This window comes from Providencia sp. PROV175, from assembly GCF_032707045.1.
Classification (GTDB): domain Bacteria; phylum Pseudomonadota; class Gammaproteobacteria; order Enterobacterales; family Enterobacteriaceae; genus Providencia; species Providencia hangzhouensis.
On the sequence record NZ_CP120533.1, the window covers coordinates 4,334,089 to 4,358,414 of the forward strand.

Genomic DNA, 24,326 nt, shown 5'->3' on the forward strand with positions numbered 1-24,326 from the left:
TTAAAAATCAACAAACTAACCCGTATTACGCATGCCTGCTGCCACACCTGCAATGGTCACCATCAAAGCTTGCTCGACACGTGGGTCGGGCTGCTCTTGTTGACGGGAACGGTGTAAAAGCTCTGCTTGTAAGACATTTAATGGGTCAGTATAAACATTACGTAACGCGATGGATTCCGCTATCCAAGGTAAATCCGCCATTAGCGCTTCATCTTTTGAAACCGCCAGCACGCTTTTAATATCTTCAGATAACTGGTCACGCAGTTTTTGCCCTAATGGCCATAAGCGCTCTTCCACCAAGCGGTGGTCGTAATATTCCGCCAGCCATAAATCTGCTTTTGCATAAACCATTTCTAACATCGCAATACGCGTATTAAAGAATGGCCACTGCTGCCACATTTCATCAAGAATGGCTTGTTTGCCTTCTTTCTCAATGACATGTTTTAGCGCCGCTCCTGCCCCTAACCATGCGGGTAACATTAAGCGGTTTTGCGTCCATGCAAAAATCCATGGGATCGCACGCAAAGTTTCCACACCACCAGTTGGGCGGCGTTTTGCAGGACGCGACCCAAGCGGTAATTTACCTAGCTCTAGCTCCGGTGTTGCGGCACGGAAATAAGGCACAAAATCCGGTTGTTCACGTACATAATCACGGTACATCGCACAGGACACATCAGATAGCGAATCCATCACGGACTTCCACTCATCTTTTGGCTCTGGTGGCGGTAAAAGGTTCGCTTCTAAAATAGCACTGGCGTATAACGCAAGGCTGCTAATGGTAACTTGCGGCAAACCGAATTTAAAACGGATCATCTCGCCTTGCTCGGTTACCCGCAACCCACCTTTTAAACTACCCGGCGGTTGAGAAAGTAATGCAGAATGTGCAGGCGCACCACCGCGGCCAATTGTACCGCCACGCCCATGGAATAATGTCAGTGTGACACCTTCTTTCTCACACAATTTAATCAGTGCATCTTGCGCGCGATACTGCGCCCATGAAGCTGCCATTACCCCTGCATCTTTAGCAGAATCCGAGTAACCAATCATCACCATTTGGCGATCATCGATAAGGTTGCGATACCACTCAATGCTTAACAGCTTGGTCATCACACTTTCTGCGTTATTTAAATCTTCCAGTGTTTCGAATAGCGGCGCGACTGGTAAGCGAACCGACGCCCCATTCTCTTTTAGCAGTAATTTAACCGCCAGCACATCTGATGGGACTTTCGCCATTGAAATAACATAAGCCGCAACAGAATCATTTTTGGCTTTCGCAATCACTCGACAAGTTTCAAACACTTCCTGTGTTTCTGCACTCGGCTGCCAATCTTGCGGGATAAGTGGGCGTAAAGATTGTAGCTCTGCCAACAAAAACTGTTGTTTTTCCTCTTCTGACCACTGCGAGTAATCACCCAACCCTAAATACTGAGTCAGCTCTGCAATGGCTTCAGTGTGACGAGTACTTTCTTGGCGCACATCAATACGTACCAGTTGCAAACCAAAGCTACGAATACGGCGCAGAGTATCCAACAACTGACCATTAGCAATAATTTTCATATTGCAGGCAATTAATGATTGGTAGCACGCGTATAGCGGGTCCCATAATTGAGCATTATCCACCAATAGGTCTGCTGGTGGTAAAACTTGCTCGCCTTTTACACGGCGCTCTAAGTACTCTAGCGTCGAAAATAGTTGGCTACGTAAATTTTTCGCGATTTGGCGATAAGGCTCATCAACGTCATCCCCCCCAGCTAACGCACGCAGCTCTGAGGTCGCTTCCGTCATCGAAAGCTCTGAAACCAATACTTGAATATCTTTGAGGAATAAGTCTGCCGCTTTCCAGCGACTCAGCAATAAAACTTGGCGAGTCACATCCGCAGTTACGTTCGGGTTACCATCACGGTCTCCACCCATCCATGAGGTAAAACGAATAGGATTGGCTTCAACCGGTAATACTGCCCCAATAGAGTCCTCAAGTTGTTCGTTAAATTCACGTAAGAAAGCAGGAACCCCTTCCCACAATGAATTTTCCACAACAGCAAAACCCCATTTAGCTTCATCAATGGGTGTTGGGCGAATTTTACGAATTTCATCGGTATGCCATGATTGAGCCACCAATTGACGCAAGCGGCGCATGATATTATTGCGTTCATAATCCGCAATGTCATCATGGTCGAGTTGTGACAAACAGTTATTTACCTCAACTAATTTATGGATCAACGTACGGCGAGCAATTTCCGTTGGGTGAGCCGTTAAAACCAGCTCAATTGAAAGCTGTTCAACTGCTTTTTGGATATCACCATCAGTGAAGTTTTTGCCTTTTAATCGGCTAAACAGATTTTTCAATGCTACTGGGTTACTTGCCGCTTCGCCGTGAGGCGAAATACTGTGGTATTGCTCAGCGACATTTGTCAGGTTTAAGAATTGGTTAAATGCCCTTGCAACGGGTAGCAATTCATCATTAGAAAGATTTTGTAATGTCATCAGCAGTTTTTGGCGCTGAACTTCATTACCTGCACGAGAAGATTTGGAAAGCTTACGAATGGACTCAACTTTGTCGAGTATGTCCTCACCTAAGGCTTCCTTGATGGTATCGCCGAGTAGCTTACCCAGCATACTGACATTACTGCGCATTGCGGAATATTGCTGATTCATGAGACTCCTGACCTTGTGCTTCTGGCAGAATGCATTCCCGCACGGTTCACGGTTAACAGACTGCTACCTGTTTCCTGTAACAAAATTTCAGTCGGCTGCGTTAGAGTTGTCGTTTTGTGATGCAGGCCGCTAAATTTACCCTTCAGTGTATATTCATATCAGAAAAAAATGACTTTGGGGGATTTTTCTGAAATTTAATTACAGCCTTATTTTTATTAATTTTTCTTATTTAAGTATTGTTTCAGCGCAATATATCGTCGATTCAGCACTTTTAAGACATGAATAATGTTTAAGAATTAAATCATCAGAATAAAAAACAGAAAATGAAGGGATAAATTAAAAATCTTCATGATGCATTGGCGCCCTCAATACCGAAGAGAACACCAATGCACTGAATAAATGATTATAAAAGTTGAGAGAGTCGGTTCAGATCCGATTGAATAGCACCCGCAGTCACATCGCGCCCCGCTCCGGGCCCACGGATCACTAATGGGTTGTCTCGATACCAACGGCTTTCAATAGCAAACACATTGTCACCCGGTAATAATGAGGCCAGTGGATGTTCCGGCTTCACCGCTTCCACCCCCACTTTTGCTTTGCCTTTTACCGCATCAAACCGTGCGACATAACGTAGCACTAACCCAAGTTCTTGCGCCGCTTCTAAGCGCTGCTGCATTTGCTCGTTAATAACCGCACTGTTTTCAAAAAACGCGTCCAAAGAACCTGCCTGTGCTTGTTTTGGCACTAAAGACTCAACTCTCACATCATCCGGCTCGATGTCATAACCCGCTTCACGGGCTAAAATAATTAATTTCCGCATAACATCTTGCCCCGACAGGTCAATACGTGGGTCTGGTTCAGTTAACCCTTGCTGCCAAGCTTGCTCTACTAGCTCACTAAATGGGATAGAGCCGTCAAACTGTAAAAATAGCCATGATAGCGTTCCAGAAAAAATACCACTGATAGTCAGAATAGAGTCACCGCTTTCTTTTAAATCACGTACTGTATAGTTAATCGGTAACCCTGCCCCTACCGTCGCGTTATATAACCAGTGACGACCTGTTTTTGCGAACGCATCGCGAATTTGACGATATTGCGCCGTTTGCGCCGCCCCCGCAATTTTATTTGCACTAATCACATGAAAACCATAACTGGCAAAATCTACATAGTCATCTGCCAACGTTTCACTGGCTGTGACGTCTAATACCACTAAATCATCATAAGGGTGGGAGCGCATCCATAAAAATAGGTTATCGTCCTCATGCTCTACGGCTTCATCATCAAAGAAAGCGAGTGCACGACTTGGGTCAATCCCTTGGTAATTCAGTAAGCTACGGCGGCTGTCTACTACGCCAGCTAGGACGAAATCAAAGTCACTACGTGCAGAAATTTTGTGTTGCTCCGCGGCAAAAAGTTCTAACCAACGCGCGCCAATATTCCCTTTACCAAATAACACTAAACCGATGCGTTTTTCTGCGCGGAATAAGCTTTGGTGCATCCCTTTAATTAGATGTTCCGTTTGGTTAGAACGCAAAACAGCAACTAAACTGATATCGTCCTCTGAATGCCAAATAAATTCAACAGGTTGCCCTTTTAATTCCTCATAAAAGCGGTGGCTATGTAACGGTTTTTTACACACCCCCGCACCGACTAATGCCACCAGAGAAAAACCTTCACGTAATGATAATGACCCCGGTAAACCGGCTTCTTCAAGGGTATTTAAGGCACTTTCGACAATCTCGGAGGTATAGCACAATTGCAGTAAAGAACGGTCATGATGAATACCGCGAGCCAAAGGGCGCAATTGAGCACGTTTAAGTAATAAATCCACATCTTTGCAGATTTGTTTAAAATCACGCCCCGCGGCGATACGCAATTCAATCAGACACACATCATCATGACTAGTCACGATTTTCGCACCAGCCCCTGATGCAAGCACCCGTTCAATTTTTGTTGAACCCTGTTCAGGTTGATAGCTACACCTTAATTGCAAATCAATGTTGCTCACAGAAACAGGCTGTAAAGTCCGTGTATGTAAAACGGGAGCCGCTAAACGCGCTAATTCACTCGCTTCATCAAGACGTAACAAAGGCAGTAAACACGCATCTTTCACTTTACGAGGATCCGCACTATATACCCCAGCAACATCACTCCAAATCGTCACTTTAGCAGCATCCGCCAACGCACCAACTTGTGTTGCAGAATAATCACTGCCATTGCGCCCGAGTAATACGGTTTCACCTTGCTGATTCCGTGAAATAAACCCTGTTACCACAATACGACGGTTAGGTAATTGCGTTAGCTGTTGCTGTAACAAATACCGTGACTGTATTTCATCAACTTGTGGCTGTGCCGCACGTTCCGCACGTAGAAATAAACGTGCATCGAGCCATGCACTTGCCATATCGGCTTGGGCAAGCACTTCTGCCATCAAGCGAGCTGACCAAATTTCACCGTGCCCGACCACTTCTGCATAAATCGCATCATTTATGGGTTGATCCAACAATGCACTTAAACGCTCTAAATCGTGAATAAATAACTGGCTTAATTCTACGGCTTTTTGTTCCGGTAAAAGAGATTCAATTAAATCAAGTTGATAGCGGCGTAACGACTGTTGAGCTTGATGAGCCGAAATACGATCACTTTGGCTTAATTTTAACCAATTGATCAACTGATTAGTTGTACTACCCGCGGCAGAAACCACCATTAAATCACCGGGTTGACTATAGTTGGCCATAATTGTTGCAACGCGTTGATAGCACTTCGCATCGGCTAAACTACTGCCCCCAAACTTATGTAACTGGCGGTGGCAAGGAGCCACCTCAACCGCTGTTAGTACACTCATCAAAAAACTCCGCTAACGTTGTGCCGCAACCTGAAATGCGTGATCTAAGTCTGTGATTAAGTCCTGAGGATCTTCAATCCCCACTGAAATTCTTAGCAAGCTATCTGTAATCCCCGCTTGCGCACGAGCTTCTGCTGACATACCTGCATGCGTCATTGTCGCAGTATGGGAAATCAATGTTTCCACCCCACCCAATGACTCCGCCAATGTAAACAGGCTAAGTGAGCGAAGAAAATGGCGAAGTTGTGGCTCATCACCTGCAAATTCAAAACTCAGCATCGCACCAAAGCCTTTTTGCTGTTTCACTGCTATTTCGTGCCCGGGGTGATCTTCTAATGCAGGATAATACAATTTTTTCACTAAAGGCTGCGATTTAAGATATTTTACGATCTCTTGTGCGTTTTGCTGTTGCTGTAATACACGTGGAGATAACGTTCTGATACCTCTCAAGAGTAGATAGCTATCAAAAGCGCCCCCAGTAACACCAATATTATTCGCCCACCAAGCAAGCTCTATTACCCACTTTTCTTCTTTCGCAATCACCACTCCTGCAACGATATCAGAATGGCCATTCAGGTATTTAGTGCATGAATGCACCACAAAATCTGCGCCGAGTGAAAGAGGCTGCTGCAAAATTGGGCTTAAAAAAGTATTATCGACAACGACTAATGCCCCTACATCATGGGCTAACTGGGCAATATGCTGTATATCAAAAATTCTTAATAGTGGGTTACTTGGTGTTTCTATTAACACTAATTTGGGTTTTTTCGCTAATGCTGCCTGCAATGCAGATTCATCACTTTGGTCGACAAATTGCACCTGATAAGCCCCACGCTGGCTTTGGCTATTAAATAACCGGTAGCTTCCACCGTAACAGTCATGTGGCGCAACGAGTAAATCACCCGGTTGCAGAAAAACGGTACATAACAGGTGAAGCGCAGACATCCCACTGTTAGTTAGTACCGAACCACTCCCCCCCTCAAGTTGTGCCAATGTTTTTTGCACAATATCACGCCCTGGGTTTCCACGACGTGAATAATCATGAGCTCTCGGTTCATTAAAGTCAGTAAAATTATAGGTACTGGATAAATAAATGGGAGGCACTACGCAACCAAATTGTTGATCTTCATTTAATCCATTATGAATTGCGATAGTTGACGGCTTGTAAGTCATAAACGCTTCTCCTGAACAGTGATAGGCTAAATCATACCCATCGGATGTTTGGACGTCAATATATCTAGACGTCTAAACCTCTTTACGTTTATATCAACTAATGGAATAATCAACCTTAATTATGATGTGTAAATTGATAGTCAATCACACAAATCAGCTTAACTTACTCATTTCACAAAAAATATTGTGATAAACTAAGTTAAGTGTCGTCACATTTGTATGCAGTTCTTCATCCTTGAAAGCTTAGATTAAGTTTCTATTAAAAAGAATGTGCATATTATTTTTAATTATTACTGAAAATATCCAAGGTATCCCATGGCTGAATGGAATGGTGAGTATGTCAGTCCGTATGCTGAACATGGCAAAAAGAGTGAGCAAGTAAAAAAAATTACAGTATCTATCCCTTTGAAGGTACTAAAAATTTTAACTGATGAGCGTACTCGCCGTCAGATCAACAACTTACGTCATGCCACTAACAGTGAATTACTGTGTGAAGCATTTTTGCATGCATTCACAGGCCAACCACTGCCAAATGATGAAGACTTGCGTAAAGAACGTAATGACGAGATCCCTGAAGCCGCAAAAGAAATCATGCGCGAATTAGGTATCGACCCTGAAACGTGGGAATATTAATTTCCATTTGCTACGCCTGTATTTCCTAATTTTAACTACGTCGCAAGCCTTGCGGCGTAGTTCCCCCCCCCCTACTTTTCCCAAATACCGATAAATTAGTTTAGATTTAACTAGAACTAAATAGGTTCTTACTCATTTGCCAAACCTGATTCATTAACATTAAATACGGTTAAAATTAACAGGATAACACTTTAGCTTTTTGTGCTTTTTTATGTTTTAGTTCTATTTGATTAACTAATTTAATATTTTAGTAGCTATTTGTTTTGTTTATCAATAACAGAGTAATTTAACTTAAATCAATTGAAAATTATGCCATATAATAGATAAGGATATTTAACTAACTATTAAATGGTAAATAAGCAATGAAAAAAGTAATTTTAGCTTCTCTTTTAAGCCTTACGTTTAGTGGTCTGGCTATGGCATCTGGTAATGGTTTTTATGTTTCTGGAAAATTAGGTACATCTATTCTTAAATTATCAGATCAGAAATGGGAAGAATCAGATGTAGGTTTTTATGAAAGCTATAACAACGGCAGCAAAACCAAGGCAGTATTCGGTGGTGGTATTGCATTAGGTTATGACTTATATGATGTGACATCTCTTCCGTTGCGTGCTGAATTAGACATTACACTAAGAGGTAAAGCTTCATCTAAACATAATCTTTTCTATGAAAACAATAGTTTCTTTACCGCTTCAGATGACATTAAAAACGATATCACATTAAATACCTTCATGGTTAATGCTTATTATGACTTCAAAAATGAAACCAATTTTACCCCTTACGTATCCGTTGGATTAGGTTTAGCAAGTATTAAGCATAAATCTAGTTATTCATACGAAGAAAAAAGCCATCATGGTATGTACTATGGTTATGATTCATTATCTAAATCGAAAACCAACAGTAACTTTGCTTGGAGCTTAGGTTTAGGTTCACAATATGCAATTAATGATAACCTTTCATTAGATTTAAGCTATCGTTTCTTAGATGCAGGCAAATCTGACGTAAGCTATAAAGATGATGGCGAAACGCTCAAGTCTAAAGTGAAAGTACGTAGTAATGACATCATGTTTGGTGTGCTTTACCGTTTCTAACGGCTTATTTTAGGCATTAAAAAAGGGAAACTCAGTTTCCCTTTTTTTCGCATTTCACAAGTTCGATTATTTTTTAGAACCTGGGATGCTGAAACGTTGGTTGAAGCGATCAACACGACCACCAGTCGCAACATCACGCTGTTTACCAGTATAGAACGGGTGGCAGTTACCACAAACGTCCAGGTTCAGCGAGTGACCAGCAGTTGAATTAATTTTCATTACATTACCGCAAGAACAAGTTGCAGTAACTTCTTCGTATTTAGGGTGAATACCTTTTTTCATGGGAGAACCTCTATTAAGGCCGTGTCGCCATTCCAGCCCTAACGCCGGACACCACACGTCGTGTTGATTGAATTTTATATATTGGTAAAAATAGATACCAAAGGCGGCGGATCATACAGAAATTCTGTTTATCACGCAATGAAAACCGAGTAAATTTTGTGGTACTCTAGTCAACAATCGCTCGCATTATCGCATAAAAAATAGACGGAAACCCAGATATGATCGTCGTTCAGGTGGCTTTACCTGTCCCTTTAAACCGCACATTTGATTATCGCCTTCCTGATAACATGCCACTACCAGTGATTGGCAGCCGTGTTATGGTGCCATTTGGCAAGCGCCAAGCCTTGGGTATTGTGGTAAAGCACAGCGATAAAAGCGAATTTGCTGAAGATAAATTAAAAGCCATCGAACTGGTTCTCGACCACCAAACGCTCTTCCCTGACGATATTTGGCAGCTCTTATTGTGGTCTTCACAATACTATCATTACCCAATAGGTGAAGTGCTCTTCCACGCATTACCCACACTATTGCGCCAAGGTAAACCTGCGGAATTTACCCCTATTTGGCAATGGCAAGTGACGGATGAAGGCTTAGCCGTTGACCTTAATGAGCTAAAACGTTCCCCAAAGCAGCAACAAGCTCTTGCACTTTTGCGTCGTAGACCCGTTTATCGCCATCAAGTGAGTGAGCTTGAAATCAGTGAAAGTGCTCTGCAAGCACTGAAAAAGAAAGCTTATATTGATTTGCACCCCGTTCCACCGACTAGCGAAAAGTGGCAACCAAGCTTCACAGTTTGTGGTGAAAGGCTGCGTCTTAATAGTGAGCAAGCGACAGCTGTCGGTGCTATACGTGCTGAAGATGACCAATTTTCACCATGGCTACTCGCTGGGATCACAGGGTCCGGTAAGACGGAAGTGTACCTAAGTGTATTGGAAAATGTTCTTGCCCAAGGTAAACAAGCTTTAGTTTTGGTACCTGAAATTGGCTTGACCCCACAAACCATTAGCCGTTTTCGTGAGCGCTTCAATGCCCCCGTTGATGTGTTGCACTCAGGGCTGAACGATAGCGAGCGTTTAGCTGTTTGGTTACGCGCTAAGCAAGGGCAAAATGCCATTATTATTGGGACTCGCTCGGCACTGTTCACCCCTTTCGCCCACCTTGGCATTATTATTATTGATGAAGAGCATGACAGCTCATATAAACAGCAAGATGGCTGGCGTTATCATGCCCGTGATTTAGCGGTTTTCCGTGCTAAAAAGAACAATATACCGATTGTCATGGGTACTGCGACGCCATCATTAGAAACCTTATTCAATGTTCAACAACATAAATATCGGCAATTAAATCTCACTATTCGGGCAGGTAATGCACGCCCCGCGACTCAACACCTTATTGACTTAAAAGGCCAGCCACTAAAATTTGGCCTTTCACACTTATTAATTCAACACATTAAAGAGCACCTTGCACAAAACAATCAGGTGATTTTATTTTTAAATCGCCGTGGTTATTCCCCTGCATTGATTTGCCATGAATGTGGTTGGATCGCAGAGTGCCAGCGTTGTGACCACTATTACACCCTGCACCAAAATTTTCATCAATTACGCTGCCACCATTGCGATAGCCAGCGCCCTGTTCCTCGCCAATGCCCACAATGTGGTTCAACGCATTTAGTGCCTGTAGGAATGGGAACTGAGCAACTTGAGGAAGGGATTTGTGAACTGTTCCCTGATACCCCCGTTACCCGTATTGACCGTGATACCACGAGCCGTAAAGGGGAACTGGAACAGCATTTAAACCAAGTACATGAAGGGGGGGCTAGAATTCTTATTGGCACACAGATGTTAGCCAAGGGCCACCACTTCCCTGATGTCACCTTAGTCGCCTTGTTAGATGTCGACGGGGCTTTATTCTCGAGTGATTTTCGTGCAGCCGAACGGTTTGCTCAATTATACGTGCAAGTTTCTGGTCGAGCAGGGCGAGCTGGTAAACAAGGTGAAGTGTTCTTGCAAACCCACCATCCCGAACACCCATTGTTGCTCACGCTTCTTGAAAAGGGTTATCACGCATTTACCCAAGAAGCGATGGAAGAACGGCAAATCGCGATGTTACCGCCTTACACCAGCCATATATTGATACGCTCGGAAGATCACAATAACCAAGATTCACGTCAATTTCTGCAAAATGTGCGGCAATATATTGCTGAACATCCCCAAAGTGACGCGAAAATGTGGATCCTAGGCCCTTCGCCGTCGATTCAAGCCAAACGTGGTGGGCGATTCCGCTGGCAATTGCTATTGCAACACCCTTCGCGGCTTTATTTACAACAATTTATGGCGAAACTGTTGCCAGAAATTCTTCAACAGCCAGAAAGTCGCAAAGTAAAATGGAACATCGATGTGGACCCGACCGATTGTTAACTCATTACTCATGCTAAATGATTCATTTTATCTAACCATTTAACGTTATAAACCCTGCCAATATTTTCTTCGCAGTATGTTGATAACTTTGAATTATTTACCCTATAATGCTAAACAACTAATTTGAGCGTTTTTTATACATATTGAGTTTCATTTATCTTTTTGCCCTTAGCATTATTTTCAAAATTTGCGAAGCAGCTCTAAAAAATGATGCAAGTCACACTTTTTATGCAAACTAGGTAACAGATATTCTTGAGAAACCAATTAGAATAACCACTAATAATGACGTACTTGCGCCATTCAAAAAAAGCAAACGATTAAATCAATCTAAGGAAGGCGTTGTGGAAAGTAAAAAACACAATAACACGGCAACGATGAAAGATGTTGCTAGTGCCGCGGGCGTTTCGACAGCGACAGTATCTAGAACACTCATGAACCCGGAAAAAGTTTCTTTGCAAACACGCCAAAAAGTCGAACAAGCGGTGATGGATGTTGGCTATTATCCTCATAACCTTGCTAGAAGCTATAAGCGCAATGAATCAAAGACTATTCTTGTACTCGTTCCTAATATTCGCGACCCTTTCTTTAGTGATGTCGTGTGCGGCATTGAAGAAATTGCCGCTCAAGAAGGCTATTTTGTTTTGATTGGGGACTGTAAACACCAAGAAAAACAAGAAAATGCCTTTATTAATCTCATTATTACCAAACAAATTGATGGCATGGTCTTATTGGGCTCAAATATTCCCTTCGATATCTCAACTGAGGAGCAGAAAAACCTCCCTCCGATTGTGATGGCAAATGAATTTGCCCCTGAACTAAAACTGCCTACTGTACATATTGATAACCTCACCGCCGCATTTAATGCGACACATTATTTGCAAAAACAAGGCCATAAACTGATTGCTTGTATTGCAGGCCCTGACCATATGCCTTTAAGTCAATACCGTTTAGAAGGTTATAAAAAAGCCATGTTACGCACAGGCGAAAAATTGCGTGAAAATTATATTATTCGTGGTGATTTTACCCATGAGGGTGGCGCTGAAGCAGTGAAAACATTGATGTCACTTCCTGAACCACCGACAGCTATCTTTTGCCATAGTGATATCATGGCAATTGGTGCAATGTGGCAAGCGAAAAAAATGGGCTTAACGCTCCCTGATGACCTTTCTTTTGTTGGTTTCGATAACTTAGAGCAAGCAAAATACACCTTGCCAGCCCTAACGACTATCAACCAACCTCGTGCTGAAATTGGCCATCATGCGATGCAATTACTGCTCGAGCAGATTCATGGGCACAATGTTAATCCAGGCTCACGTCTCCTAGATTCTGATTTAATCATTAGAGAGAGCACAAAAGCGCCTAAAAGCTAGTCAAAGTTGCTCAGGTTAAGTAACATGTTAACCCAAATGATGACTAACAATTGATAACTAGTGAATTAATAGCGTGGCACAAAAAGATTATGTAGCTCGAGGGCGCTCATCCGCCCGTAAAAAAAGCAAAGGTAAATCAAAGAAAGCACAAGGACTACCAATGACAACATTGGTTGTTGCTGTCACGATTGTCGTGCTATTTGTTGGCGGCCTGTTTTATATCACTCAAAATAAAAAGGACACACCACAGCCTCAGGTAGCCACTCCCACAACACCGGGTAGTACGCTTCCACCAAAGCCTGAAGAACGTTGGCGTTATATTAAGGAACTCGAGCGTCGTGGTGTGGATATGCCAAATATTCAACAGCCGAGCACGGGTAATAATATTGTGCGCCCATCAGATTTAACACCTGAACAGCGCCAGCTATTAGAACAAATTGATTCTGACAGACGCCAGCCTGTCACTAACTTGCAAGAAATACCTGCAAACGGTAAACCAGTGCCGCGTTCACAAGTGCTCATCAATGAGCCTGCTCAACCTATCGAGCCAGTGCAACGTAAACCAGCGACTAATATCCCTCCAAAACTTGAGGCTCAACCAACCGTGCCCACAACTCAACCACAAACGGCGCCAAGCACTAAACCGACAAACAGCTTGCAAAATATGGTTGTTCAATGTGGTTCATTCCGTACAGCAGAACAAGCCGAGTCTGTGCAAGCTACTTTGGCATTCTCAGGTATTGAAAGCCGTGTAAGCGCAGGTGGAGGTTGGCACCGTATCGTTTTAGGACCTTATTCCAAGTCCACTGCCGAAAAAATGCGTGACCGTGCAGCAGGTGCAGGTGTTTCCGGTTGTATTCTTCGTGCTTCTGGGGGTTGAAAAATTCCTCCTTCCCCCCCATGTACTGTTTTAATGTACTCATGAGCGGTACTTTGTGTCTTCAACCTAGTTCAAGTGATAGTTAATTAGACAACTATCACTTGAATTTAATCTTTTGAAAATCACATTCAACCGCATTCTTTTTTGTAATAAAACCAGGGGCTAACTCATGACAACAATCGTAAGTGTTCGCCGTAATGGCCAGGTCGTAATTGGTGGTGATGGACAGGCGACGATGGGTAATACCGTCATGAAAGGCAATGTCCGCAAAGTTCGCCGTTTATACAACGACAAAGTCATTGCCGGATTTGCCGGTGGCACCGCAGACGCATTCACATTATTTGAACTGTTTGAGCGCAAACTCGAACTGCATCAAGGCCATTTAACGAAAGCGGCCGTTGAACTTGCTAAAGATTGGCGTACCGACCGCATGCTTCGTAAATTAGAAGCCTTGTTAGCTGTCGCTGATGAACACACTTCACTGATCATTACAGGTAATGGTGATGTGGTTCAACCGGAAAACGACTTAATTGCGATTGGCTCCGGTGGCCCATATGCGCAATCAGCCGCACGTGCTTTGTTAGAAAATACAGACTTAAGTGCTAAAGAAATCGCTGAAAAAGCCCTCGCTATTGCGGGTGATATCTGTATTTACACCAACCATAATGTCAACTTTGAAGAAATTTCTTCAAAATCATAAGGATTGCTAGTATGTCCGAAATGACTCCACGCGAGATTGTCAGCGAACTCGACAATCATATTATTGGCCAAAATAAAGCCAAACGTTCTGTTGCGATTGCTCTGCGTAACCGCTGGCGCCGTATGCAGTTAAACGAAGTATTACGTCACGAAGTCACACCAAAAAATATTTTGATGATTGGGCCAACAGGGGTAGGTAAAACTGAAATTGCCCGCCGCCTTGCGAAATTAGCCAATGCGCCATTTATCAAAGTTGAAGCGACCAAATTTACTGAAGTCGGCTATGTTGGTAAAGAAGTTGACTCGATTATTCGCGATTTAACTGACTCTGCCGTTAAAATGGTGCGTTTACAGTCTATCGAAAAAAATCGCTATCGCGCCGAAGAAATGGCTGAAGAACGTATTTTAGACGTTCTTATCCCACCAGCAAAAAATAACTGGGGGCAATCTGAACCAACGGATGAGCATTCTCCAGCCCGCCAAGCATTCCGTAAAAAATTACGTGAAGGCCAATTAGACGATAAAGAAATTGAAATCGAAGTCGCTGCATCCCCTATGGGTGTTGAAATTATGGCACCTCCAGGCATGGAAGAGATGACTAACCAGTTACAATCCATGTTCCAAAACCTAGCAGGCCAAAAACAGAAACCTCGTAAGATGAAAATCAAAGAGGCATTCAAACTGCTAGTTGAAGAAGAAGCGGCTAAATTAGTCAACCCTGAAGAGCTAAAAGAACAAGCGATTGAAGCGGTTGAACAGAATGGTATCGTCTTCATCGATGAATTCGACAAAATTTGTAAACGCGGTGGCCAAAGTTCGGGGCCAGATGTATCCCGTGAAGGGGTTCAACGTGATTTACTGCCATTAATCGAAGGCTGTACCATTTCGACTAAGCACGGCATGGTCAAAACTGACCACATTCTGTTTATCGCTTCAGGTGCGTTCCAAGTTTCGAGCCCATCAGACTTGATCCCTGAACTCCAAGGTCGCTTGCCAATTCGTGTTGAATTACAAGCGCTGACAACTGAAGATTTTGTGCGTATTTTGACGGAACCAAATGCCTCATTAACTGAACAGTATAAAGCGCTGATGGCAACAGAAGGCGTGAATATTGAATTCACGACTGACGGTATTCGTAAAATTGCGGAGTCCGCATGGCAAGTCAATGAGTCAACCGAAAACATTGGTGCTCGTCGCTTGCACACCGTGCTTGAGCGTTTAATGGAAGATATTTCTTTCGATGCCAGTGACCGTAACGGGCAAACTATCCAAATCGATGCAGACTATGTCAGACAGCACTTAGATGAGCTGGTGGCGGATGAAGACCTGAGTAGATTTATTTTATAATCTTATTAATTATCTGGTTTTCATGTATCCTTAATATACATCGACTAAAGTGCAGCTTTTATCGCTGCACTTTTTTCTATTAAATATTCTGCCCATTACATTGAAAATACTCAGGTATCTCTCTATATGATGGGCTATTAAATTATTAAGAACACATCTCTAAAGAGTTTGAATTATAGGTAACTGCATGCAGTCGACATCCTCAACAATAAGTCGTAAACAAGCTTGGATTGAAAGTCTCCGCCCTAAAACCCTACCATTAGGGGTGATTGCGATTGTGACAGGCTCTGCACTCGCTTATTTAACTAATAATTTTAAATGGCCTGTCGCTTTATTAGCACTTATCACAGCGGGTTTATTACAGATTTTATCTAACCTTGCGAATGACTATGGTGATGCGGTCAAAGGCTCTGATACGGCTGAACGCATTGGTCCATTACGTGGCATGCAAAAAGGCGTTATCACGCAAGAGGATATGAAAAAGGCGCTCAAGCTAAATATTACAGCGGCCTGCCTTTCCGGATTACTGTTAATTATTGTCGCATGTGAAAAACCCGAGGATGCCATTGGTTTTGTCGCATTAGGGCTTATTGCTATCGTCGCTGCTATTACCTATACCGTGGGCAAAAAACCGTATGGCTACCTAGGGTTAGGGGATATTTCTGTTTTAATCTTCTTTGGCTGGCTAAGTGTTATTGGGACTTATTATTTACAAGCAAATAGTTTTAATATCATCACTGTCCTACCCGCAACGGCTTGTGGATTGCTCTCTGTTGCGGTATTGAATATCAACAATATGCGTGATATCGAAAATGATATTAAAGCAGGTAAAAATACCTTAGCGGTGCGCTTAGGTCCCCAAGGGGCTCGAATTTATCACACCATTATTATTGTTGCGGCTATTTTATGTTTGGCCTTTTTTAATCTAATTTATTTACACGGCTGGAGCGGTTGGCTATTTTTACTCGCCGTACCAATGCTAATGAACCATTTACGCCGTGTTCTCAGCGACCCAACCCCCGAAGGTATGCGCCCTCTATTGGAAAATATGGTGAAAGCCGCACTCGTGACCAACGTTTTATTTTCCATCGGCGTCGTAATGAGTAAATAATATTCACTATTTGTCGTTTTTTTGACTTTTTCCGCCTATTTTTAGGCGGGTAACTTTGCCAAGTACGGTTCAAAAGGGATATACTGATTGCCTCTTGCAGCAAAAAAGACCTAACTCCTATGAAATATGATACTTCCGAACTCTGCGATATTTACCAAGAAAGCGTCAACGTGGTAGAACCCCTTTTCTCCAATTTTGGTGGACGTACTTCATTTGGCGGTCAAATCATTACAGTTAAGTGTTTTGAAGATAACGGCCTAGTGTATGATTTGCTGGAAGAGGATGGTACAGGGCGTATCCTACTCGTTGATGGGGGCGGTTCTGTCCGTAAGGCACTTATTGATGCTGAAATTGCAAGGTTAGCTGTTGATAACCACTGGGAAGGAATTGTGGTTTACGGTGCGGTTCGTCAGGTAGATACCCTGATGGAACTCGACCTCGGTATTCAAGCTATTGCTGCGATGCCGGCAGGCTGTCCGGATGAAGGCATCGGTGAAAGTGATATTCGTGTTAATTTCGGCGGTGTGACTTTCTTTTCAGGTGATTACCTTTATGCCGATAACACCGGTATTATCCTTTCTGAAGAGCCATTAACACCTTATGAGAACAACGGTTTTGTCGAAGATGACAATATCGACGCATGATCCGTTAAAAATTCTATAAATAAGGGCTGCAATAATTTGCAGCCCTTATTTTTATACTCTAGAACATGGGGTGTGATGAAGATTTCTCTAAATAATTCGTGTTGTAGGTAGGCGGCAAAGTCGATAAGACCCTAGGAGCATACATAAGTATGTGACTAGGGCGAAGAGACGAAGCCAACACCCCTACAACGCGAAGTATGACGAGAAATTACACTTCTTCCATCTTACCGAGCAAAGTCCGTAAACGCTCTTGCCAAGCTTGCTGCTCTTGTTTTAACTGTTCATTTTCACGCACCAGTGAATCCGTGCCTGATTTTGCTGTTTCAAGCTCTTGGCTTAACGCACCATTTTTATCTTTTAATTCATCGATTTCCATTTGTAACAGTGTGATTGTATCAATCGCTTGTTGGACTTTGGATTCTAGTTTTTCAAATACTTCAAATGACATAATTCTGGTCTCCCTTATCAGCTTTTACACGATTGTAAGTAGCATGATCCTCTGTGTCCAGTTCCTTCCTTCTGAATCGTAATAACCTTCATTAAAAAACACTGGTCAGATCACATCACAAAGGTCGAATCCATCACTATTTTTGATTGTTTTGTTTCGCTTTAGTGATGTAACACACATTTTTCAATTTCGATATTTCTCGTTTATGTTCTTTAACGATAAATTCACAGTTAATGATTTTCGATTAGAAAATCTTAACTTAAAAAAACATTACAATATTTTTCATTTTCGTAGGATAGAAACATATGAGCCAAATGACGACTACATCACTCACAGGTCAGTGCATCTCAGAGTTTTTAGGGACTGCGCTACTGGTATTTTTTGGTCTAGGCTGTGTTGCTGCCGTTAGAATAGCTGGCGCACAACTAGGTTTATGGGAAATTAGTATTATCTGGGGCTTCGGCGTTGCTTTAGCCGTTTACCTAACAGCGGGTACTTCCGGTGCTCACTTAAACCCAGCCGTTACTCTCGCATTATGGCTATTTGCGTGTTTTGATAAACGCAAAGTCGTCCCTTATATCATCGCACAGATGCTAGGAGGCTTCTTTGCTGCCGCCTTAGTTTACTCAATGTATTCCCCTGTATTTTTCGATTACGACCAAGTCCACCATATCATTAGAGGCTCACAAGAAAGCTTATTTACTGCAGGTGTTTTCTCAACCTACCCTGCACCACAAATTAGTGTTCCCCATGCATTTTTTATTGAGGTCATTATTGCAGCCATTCTTGTTTGCTTAATACTCGCCCTAACCGATGATGGCAATGGTGTCCCTCGTGGCCCACTCGCGCCACTGTTAATTGGTATTTTGATTGCCGTCATCGGCGGGTCATTTGGCGCACTCACAGGATTTGCACTCAACCCAGCTCGTGACTTCGGTCCAAAGGTTGTCGCTTATCTCGCTGGTTGGGGTGATATCGCTCTCACCGGTGGCCGCGATATTCCCTATTTTCTCGTCCCATTGACAGCACCTATTGTTGGTGGTCTGCTAGGCGCATTCGCCTATCGCAAACTGATTGGTCGCCACTTACCTTGCATGGTATGTGAAGAAGAGACCAAAACAGAAAAATTATCCGTTAAAAACACCAAATCCTCGGAACAGGCTTAAATTATGACAACTGAAACCACTATTGCGAAAAAGTATATTGTTGCACTCGACCAAGGCACAACCAGCTCACGCGCTGTTGTACTCGACCATGATGCAAATATTGTCAGTATTTCACAACGTGAATTCACCCAAGTTTATCCTAAACCAGGTTGGGTGGAACATGACCCAATGGAAATTTGGGCATCGCAAAGCTCAACACTTGTAGAAGTACTCGCTAAAGCGGATATTCGTACCGATGAAGTCGCTGGCATTGGGATCACTAACCAACGTGAAACCACCATCGTATGGGAAAAAGCCACAGGTAAGCCTGTTTATAATGCGATTGTATGGCAATGTCGTCGTACTGCTGATTTTTGTACGCATCTAAAACAAAATGACCGCGATTTAGAAGAGTATATTCGCCAAAATACGGGGCTGGTTGTTGACCCCTATTTCTCCGGTACCAAAGTAAAATGGATTTTAGATAATGTTGAAGGCGCACGTGAACGTGCTGAGAAAGGCGAATTACTGTTTGGGACGGTGGATACTTGGCTCGTTTGGAAAATGACACAAGGGCGTGTTCATGTCACCGACTACACCAATGCTTCCCGAACCATGTTGTTCAATATCCGCAACCTTGAGTGGGATGACAAAATCCTCAAAGCGCTCAATATTCCACGTGCAATGCTCCCTGAAGTACGCCCCTCTTCCGAAGTCTACGGGCAAACCAATATTGGGGGGAAAGGTGGGACTCGTATCCCAATTTCAGGGATGGCGGGAGACCAACAAGCCGCGCTATACGGCCAACTGTGTGTAAAACCGGGTATGGCTAAAAATACCTATGGAACAGGTTGCTTCTTACTACTAAATACAGGGGAAACCGCAGTACGCTCAAACCACGGGTTGTTAACGACCATCGCTTGTGGGCCGAGAGGCGAAGTCAATTATGCCCTTGAAGGTGCTGTATTCGTGGGCGGAGCATCTATTCAATGGCTGCGTGATGAACTGAAATTGATTGATGAATCGACAGACTCAGAGTACTTTGCCACTAAAGTGAAAGACAGCAATGGCGTGTATGTTGTTCCCGCCTTTACAGGCTTAGGCGCACCCTATTGGGACCCGTATGCGCGTGGCGCTATTTTTGGCCTAACGCGTGGTGCAAACCGCAACCACATCATTCGCGCAACCTTAGAGTCCATCGCTTATCAAACCCGTGATGTACTTGATGCAATGCAAGCAGACTCTGGTGAGCGCTTAAAAGCACTGAGGGTTGATGGGGGCGCTGTCGCCAATAACTTTTTAATGCAATTCCAGTCAGATATTTTAGGTACCCCTGTTGAGCGTCCTGAAGTGCGAGAAAGCACCGCGTTGGGCGCCGCTTACCTTGCAGGTTTAGCCGTTGGTTTCTGGAGTAATCTTGATGAGCTACAGAGCAAGGCGACCATTGAGCGTGTATTCAAACCAGGTATTGAAACGACGGAACGTAATTTCAAATACGAGGGATGGAAAAAAGCCGTAGCACGCGCCCAAGAGTGGGAAGACCGCGGCTAGTCTATTTTTAACCGCCTTTATTTTTAATCACCCAAGGCCATATAATTTATATGGCCTTTTTTATTTTATCCCTACAAGTATGACTTTCTTCTAATAACTAATTAGTTAATCAATGAAAATGCAGTTATTAAAATAATAATAAATTAGACCGTTTTTTTGAGTTTATTTAGAATAACATTCCAATGAAATTCGAAATTAACCCTCAAAAAATGGATTTTGGTAATGGATAACCTTAAAATATTTGCTGATGAAATACAGCAAGGTAACTTACAACTAGGATGGTATAAAAAAGGGAGAGTGGCAATTATTCAGCAAGATACCACCTTGATAAATGCATTAAAGGATAACCCTGAACAATCAGCTGACGGCGAAAAAGCATTTAAGTTATTCAGTTGGTTAAGTGATAAGCCCCGTTTAGCGGGTGAAAATAAAAAAACCTATATATTAAGTGCGCTCGGCACTAAAGATTTCTCCGGCTTTAGTTTCCATACGAAGCAAAATTTGTTTGTTGAAAGTTTTAATTCACCCCACGAATGGATTGATGGAGAAACCAGAGCACAGGCTCAGCTCGCTGATTTATTACTACCAAGTGGGCAATGGCATCGCCATTATAGCATCGTCGTCTTACCCGAAAATGCCAATGACAAACAAGTTGAGCTCATTCGCCATTGGTTAGAACTCACAGGCGGGAGTTTATTGATAGTCAAAGATAAACACAAAAAACCATCAGCTTCTACTCAACAACTCATTGATGAACTTCGCCCAGTAGAACGCATTGAACTAACCAATAACACCTTAGACAATCATAACTTCCAGCAAGCCATTATCCTACCACCCCATTCAATAAACTCATTGAAGCTAACCGATGAGTTACGGAATAACAGCCAATATTTCTCAATATCTATAGAAAATACCAAGTATAACAAGACGTTGTCTTTACATAACATCCCAATTACAGAAACGTCGTCTTGGCAACAGATTGCCCATTCCATCGAAACTGATGTTAATAAAATGATGGCAGTAAATCAGCTTCCTGCAGTTAAAATCCGCTATGAAAAGAATACCTTAAAACTTGTCAGTGAAAATATCATTTTTCGCCAATTCCAATTGAAACAAACAAAACAGGCAATTTCTCGATATAATACGCAAGAAAGTATTTCTCAAGTTCTACCCATTTTAGTCGCCGAAAACCCAGATGAGCTTCCTGATCAGTTAGTTGTGGGTGCCATAACAGGAAAACTGCCAAACAATTCTTATATTAAGGGTTACAAAATTCTTGAGCAGCCTAAATTTGGCCGACTAACACTAAATAACGCCACCAATGAGTGGCAATATATTGCCGATAACGCAAAATTTGAAACCCACTCAGATCAATTTGATTTTATCGGCATGCTACCTAATGGGCAGCAATCACAGCCACTTTCCATTCAGTTACAAACTGAAAATGCACCGCAACTCCGCATTCCAGGAAAGCGTACCTTTTCTGTTCCAGACCCCATTTACCATGAACCTCAACGACGTTACAACCCCACACCAAGCGATATGAAAGTTCATAATATTCAACTTGCACAGACTCACTTGCAGAATATGGCGGATAAACATATGAGCTTAACAGCTAATCGCTGGGCACTATTGAATGTGGAGATCACCAGCGAAACGGTAGCAAACTCCCCCGATATTGAAGCTATTGTCAGTAACAAAGAAAGAAAAATAATAGGTCGAGTGAGACTCACTGGCCCAGATCATTTGCCAAAAACATTAACCGCGTTTCCCCAACAGATGAATGTCTCAGCGCAAAATTGGCATCAGCAACGCTTTACAGCACCGATAAAAGGTGAGTGGATACAACCGGATATCAACATCGTAATCACGGTTAATGGCAAACCCATTGTCACCGAAGAAACCAACCAATATGGTTTGTTCTCCCCAAATGTTACCCTTGATAACCACTTAATTGTTCATGTTGATAGCCACAGTTTATACCAACAAGGGCATGGTATTTATTCATACTCCCCGCTCAGCTGGGGCAAAGAAGCGGCAACAATCTTACCAATCGGGCAACTCACACTGTATAGCGCACCTGCCACAGTGAGTCGCCCTAGCTTAACGCCATATTTTAGCTCTTCCAATAGTAAAGCTATCCCTCTTATTCATCCTCATTATGATAACCCTGAAGAAATTGGTTACCACCCCAGCGCACAAATTTATTGGGCTTACAATAATAGTAAGAAATACCAAACGACTAACAATGCTAATTCTGACTATCAATATACCGCAGTTGAAATTTTGCCTTCGAGTGTTGGCACTGCGCTATTAGGACTAGCATCACCTAACCACGGTGGCGGAGTTCATGAACCTAACGTGATGTTTCATGAAGTTTTTGGTCACGGCCTTGGCTTGCCTCATACCGATATGAAAGATCGCAATAATCAACCAACATACCCTTACAGTTATTATAGTCACGGTAAAAACCCAGCCTATAACCAATCTAGGCAATATTATGTCACTTATCACGATCTCCACAGTCACTTACAACAAGCCATGCCAACCATGCTTTCCAGCTTTGTTCCCTTTCGAAGTGGTGCTTATGATGCCTTTTTGCCTCACGCGGATGCCTATAACCAAAAAATTCACCAATTTTTAAGTGGAAGAGTACGCTGGCAAAATAATAAAACGAAGGGGGAAGATACCGAAGATGGCGGGTTTGCAGGTGACGGTTTTTATCAGCGCTGGGATCAAACCAACAAACAATGGGTTACACTAACCCAACAGAATTACGCTGAGTATTATAAACTAACGCAAATTGAACAATTTCCTCATCAGCGCGATGTCCCGATTTATTGGATACAGCACCAATTTACTAAAATGGCGGATAATTCCCTTCATCCTTATAGCACTATCACCGTTGATCGCACCATAGGAAACCTCCCCGCTGACTACCATAATCTAAAAACGGGCGGTGGCCGCCCATATGATATTTATGGTGACTATGCATTAACTGTCACTTATGCGACTCCAAATGGGTTATTAACCGAGGTATTACAAATTCCACACGCAGTGAGCTTCAATATTGCAGATAAAGGCGAATTGGTTCAGTTCACTGTACATGAATTAAACGACAAAAAAGAGCTTGGGCAGTTGATCTCCCACTATAACAACCCGGATTCATTAGCTTGCCGTGTATTAACAAACAGTGATGGCTATTTATTACCAAAACAGCTGATTCTCGATAATTATTGGCAAGGTGCCCCTATTTACTGGGCAGCAACAGAAGAAGGCTTAATTGATTTTTCGACAGGTAAAGTCAATCTCGACAAAATCACCTCAAAAAGTGCACTTTGCGCCAAGTGGGTTGAAAAAGGCCGATTACATCAACAATATTTTTCATTATCTGACCCATTTGGCCAAGATTCGCAGGTTGATACCTCTTTGAACTTTATTGCGCTCAATCACCTTGATACTCACGCAAGGCATTACTCAGCAATACCCGATGTGATCTACTACACAGTCGAGCAACCTTTAGTTGCGGATGTAAACTTCGAACAAATGGTGGATATTACTCACCTAAACTTGCCTGATGGCCAGTACTCTTTTTGGGTCACACTAAGGACAAGTGATGACCAAAAACAAATTCAAGAAAGCATACCAATAGAGGAATGGTATTTTTCAGTACAACAAAATCAATTAACAATAAAAGGCACGATAGACAGTACCCCTGAGTTAAAACTGGATGGAATAATCATTCATATAGACCAACACTTGCAGGACCATACTGTACCAAAGTTGATTTGGCTCCAACAAAACACTCAAAATCCAACAGGGCAATTAGCAGAAAATACAAAATTTCTAGATGCCAACCAACCAGTGATATTTAATTCAGGAGTCATGTTGCCGGAACTTATATCATCAATGTCAGAAGAGGAACCTAGCTCCTTGTATTCATCGGTGCTATCAATTTCGCCACAAAAGCAAGCTGATATACTGCTAAGCGCGTAATTTGATGGTCAGGCTGTCTTTTGCAGCCTGACCATATAC

Annotated in this window: 17 protein-coding genes; 12 read left to right on the plus strand and 5 right to left on the minus strand. The window is 42.7% G+C overall.

Annotation, left to right across the window (positions count from 1 at the left end):
- Nucleotides 1-15: 15 nt before the first annotated feature.
- From ppc to metB, 3 genes are all read right to left on the minus strand, one after another.
- On the minus strand, nt 16-2,655 hold the full coding sequence (ppc, locus tag P3L44_RS19900) for a phosphoenolpyruvate carboxylase (protein WP_140172847.1): 2,640 nt from the start codon (nt 2,653-2,655) through the stop codon (nt 16-18).
- A gap of 403 nt (nt 2,656-3,058) precedes the next feature.
- Nucleotides 3,059-5,500: a bifunctional aspartate kinase/homoserine dehydrogenase II gene (locus tag P3L44_RS19905; RefSeq protein ID WP_140172848.1), complete on the minus strand. Its 2,442-nt coding sequence runs from the start codon at nt 5,498-5,500 to the stop codon at nt 3,059-3,061.
- Between the two features lie 12 nt (nt 5,501-5,512).
- Nucleotides 5,513-6,673: a cystathionine gamma-synthase gene (gene metB / locus P3L44_RS19910; protein WP_140172849.1), complete on the minus strand. Its 1,161-nt coding sequence runs from the start codon at nt 6,671-6,673 to the stop codon at nt 5,513-5,515.
- 315 nt (nt 6,674-6,988) lie between these two features.
- Between metB and metJ the strand changes: the two genes are divergently transcribed.
- A complete protein-coding gene (gene metJ, locus P3L44_RS19915) occupies nt 6,989-7,306 on the plus strand; it encodes a met regulon transcriptional regulator MetJ (protein WP_004265315.1) in 318 nt (105 codons plus the stop codon).
- A 362-nt stretch (nt 7,307-7,668) separates the two neighbouring features.
- The gene (locus tag P3L44_RS19920) at nt 7,669-8,397 is read left to right on the plus strand and encodes an outer membrane protein (RefSeq protein WP_239354304.1); all 729 of its coding nucleotides are present in this window, start codon (nt 7,669-7,671) and stop codon (nt 8,395-8,397) included.
- 66 nt (nt 8,398-8,463) lie between these two features.
- Here the strand turns inward: P3L44_RS19920 and rpmE are convergent, their stop codons facing one another.
- Nucleotides 8,464-8,679 (minus strand): 50S ribosomal protein L31, encoded by a 216-nt coding sequence (gene rpmE, locus P3L44_RS19925; protein ID WP_004265313.1) that lies wholly within the window; start codon nt 8,677-8,679, stop codon nt 8,464-8,466.
- 218 nt (nt 8,680-8,897) lie between these two features.
- On the opposite strand from rpmE, the gene priA reads away from it, so the two are divergent.
- The 7 genes from priA to rraA all read left to right on the plus strand — a co-directional run bounded on the left by priA (nt 8,898) and on the right by rraA (nt 17,147).
- Nucleotides 8,898-11,096 (plus strand): primosomal protein N', encoded by a 2,199-nt coding sequence (priA, locus tag P3L44_RS19930; RefSeq protein ID WP_239354302.1) that lies wholly within the window; start codon nt 8,898-8,900, stop codon nt 11,094-11,096.
- Nucleotides 11,097-11,437: 341 nt separating this feature from the next.
- Nucleotides 11,438-12,466 carry a DNA-binding transcriptional regulator CytR gene (cytR, locus tag P3L44_RS19935; protein WP_125893480.1) on the plus strand — a complete coding sequence of 343 codons (1,029 nt, stop codon included), beginning with the start codon at nt 11,438-11,440 and terminating at the stop codon, nt 12,464-12,466.
- 73 nt (nt 12,467-12,539) lie between these two features.
- Entirely contained in the window at nt 12,540-13,346 is an 807-nt protein-coding gene (ftsN, locus tag P3L44_RS19940; protein WP_140172853.1) for a cell division protein FtsN, read from the plus strand.
- Nucleotides 13,347-13,515: 169 nt separating this feature from the next.
- On the plus strand, nt 13,516-14,046 hold the full coding sequence (gene hslV / locus P3L44_RS19945; RefSeq protein ID WP_004265304.1) for an ATP-dependent protease subunit HslV: 531 nt from the start codon (nt 13,516-13,518) through the stop codon (nt 14,044-14,046).
- A gap of 11 nt (nt 14,047-14,057) precedes the next feature.
- Nucleotides 14,058-15,392 carry an HslU--HslV peptidase ATPase subunit gene (gene hslU, locus P3L44_RS19950; protein WP_004265302.1) on the plus strand — a complete coding sequence of 445 codons (1,335 nt, stop codon included), beginning with the start codon at nt 14,058-14,060 and terminating at the stop codon, nt 15,390-15,392.
- 187 nt (nt 15,393-15,579) lie between these two features.
- Nucleotides 15,580-16,503 carry a 1,4-dihydroxy-2-naphthoate polyprenyltransferase gene (locus P3L44_RS19955; RefSeq protein WP_140172855.1) on the plus strand — a complete coding sequence of 308 codons (924 nt, stop codon included), beginning with the start codon at nt 15,580-15,582 and terminating at the stop codon, nt 16,501-16,503.
- 119 nt (nt 16,504-16,622) lie between these two features.
- Nucleotides 16,623-17,147: a ribonuclease E activity regulator RraA gene (rraA, locus tag P3L44_RS19960; RefSeq protein ID WP_004265300.1), complete on the plus strand. Its 525-nt coding sequence runs from the start codon at nt 16,623-16,625 to the stop codon at nt 17,145-17,147.
- 208 nt (nt 17,148-17,355) lie between these two features.
- Here rraA and zapB read toward each other — a convergent pair whose 3' ends face one another.
- On the minus strand, nt 17,356-17,595 hold the full coding sequence (gene zapB, locus P3L44_RS19965; RefSeq protein WP_004265299.1) for a cell division protein ZapB: 240 nt from the start codon (nt 17,593-17,595) through the stop codon (nt 17,356-17,358).
- 305 nt (nt 17,596-17,900) lie between these two features.
- On the opposite strand from zapB, the gene P3L44_RS19970 reads away from it, so the two are divergent.
- The 3 genes from P3L44_RS19970 (at nt 17,901) to P3L44_RS19980 (ending at nt 24,287) form a co-directional block, all read left to right on the plus strand.
- Nucleotides 17,901-18,761 carry an MIP/aquaporin family protein gene (locus tag P3L44_RS19970; RefSeq protein ID WP_004265297.1) on the plus strand — a complete coding sequence of 287 codons (861 nt, stop codon included), beginning with the start codon at nt 17,901-17,903 and terminating at the stop codon, nt 18,759-18,761.
- Nucleotides 18,762-18,764: 3 nt separating this feature from the next.
- On the plus strand, nt 18,765-20,291 hold the full coding sequence (glpK, locus tag P3L44_RS19975; RefSeq protein ID WP_140172857.1) for a glycerol kinase GlpK: 1,527 nt from the start codon (nt 18,765-18,767) through the stop codon (nt 20,289-20,291).
- Nucleotides 20,292-20,513: 222 nt separating this feature from the next.
- Nucleotides 20,514-24,287 (plus strand): hypothetical protein, encoded by a 3,774-nt coding sequence (locus P3L44_RS19980; RefSeq protein WP_239354300.1) that lies wholly within the window; start codon nt 20,514-20,516, stop codon nt 24,285-24,287.
- The last annotated feature ends 39 nt before the right edge of the window (nt 24,288-24,326 follow it).

Bases quoted from the DNA above. Each gene is read 5' to 3' on its own strand.
- ppc (WP_140172847.1), bottom strand. From the start codon at position 2,655: ATGAATCAGCAATATTCCGCAATGCGCAGTAATGTCAGTATGCTGGGT.
- P3L44_RS19905 (WP_140172848.1), bottom strand. From the start codon at position 5,500: ATGAGTGTACTAACAGCGGTTGAGGTGGCTCCTTGCCACCGCCAGTTA.
- metB (WP_140172849.1), bottom strand. From the start codon at position 6,673: ATGACTTACAAGCCGTCAACTATCGCAATTCATAATGGATTAAATGAA.
- metJ (WP_004265315.1), top strand. From the start codon at position 6,989: ATGGCTGAATGGAATGGTGAGTATGTCAGTCCGTATGCTGAACATGGC.
- P3L44_RS19920 (WP_239354304.1), top strand. From the start codon at position 7,669: ATGAAAAAAGTAATTTTAGCTTCTCTTTTAAGCCTTACGTTTAGTGGT.
- rpmE (WP_004265313.1), bottom strand. From the start codon at position 8,679: ATGAAAAAAGGTATTCACCCTAAATACGAAGAAGTTACTGCAACTTGT.
- priA (WP_239354302.1), top strand. From the start codon at position 8,898: ATGATCGTCGTTCAGGTGGCTTTACCTGTCCCTTTAAACCGCACATTT.
- hslV (WP_004265304.1), top strand. From the start codon at position 13,516: ATGACAACAATCGTAAGTGTTCGCCGTAATGGCCAGGTCGTAATTGGT.
- hslU (WP_004265302.1), top strand. From the start codon at position 14,058: ATGTCCGAAATGACTCCACGCGAGATTGTCAGCGAACTCGACAATCAT.
- P3L44_RS19955 (WP_140172855.1), top strand. From the start codon at position 15,580: ATGCAGTCGACATCCTCAACAATAAGTCGTAAACAAGCTTGGATTGAA.
- rraA (WP_004265300.1), top strand. From the start codon at position 16,623: ATGAAATATGATACTTCCGAACTCTGCGATATTTACCAAGAAAGCGTC.
- zapB (WP_004265299.1), bottom strand. From the start codon at position 17,595: ATGTCATTTGAAGTATTTGAAAAACTAGAATCCAAAGTCCAACAAGCG.
- P3L44_RS19970 (WP_004265297.1), top strand. From the start codon at position 17,901: ATGAGCCAAATGACGACTACATCACTCACAGGTCAGTGCATCTCAGAG.
- glpK (WP_140172857.1), top strand. From the start codon at position 18,765: ATGACAACTGAAACCACTATTGCGAAAAAGTATATTGTTGCACTCGAC.
- P3L44_RS19980 (WP_239354300.1), top strand. From the start codon at position 20,514: ATGGATAACCTTAAAATATTTGCTGATGAAATACAGCAAGGTAACTTA.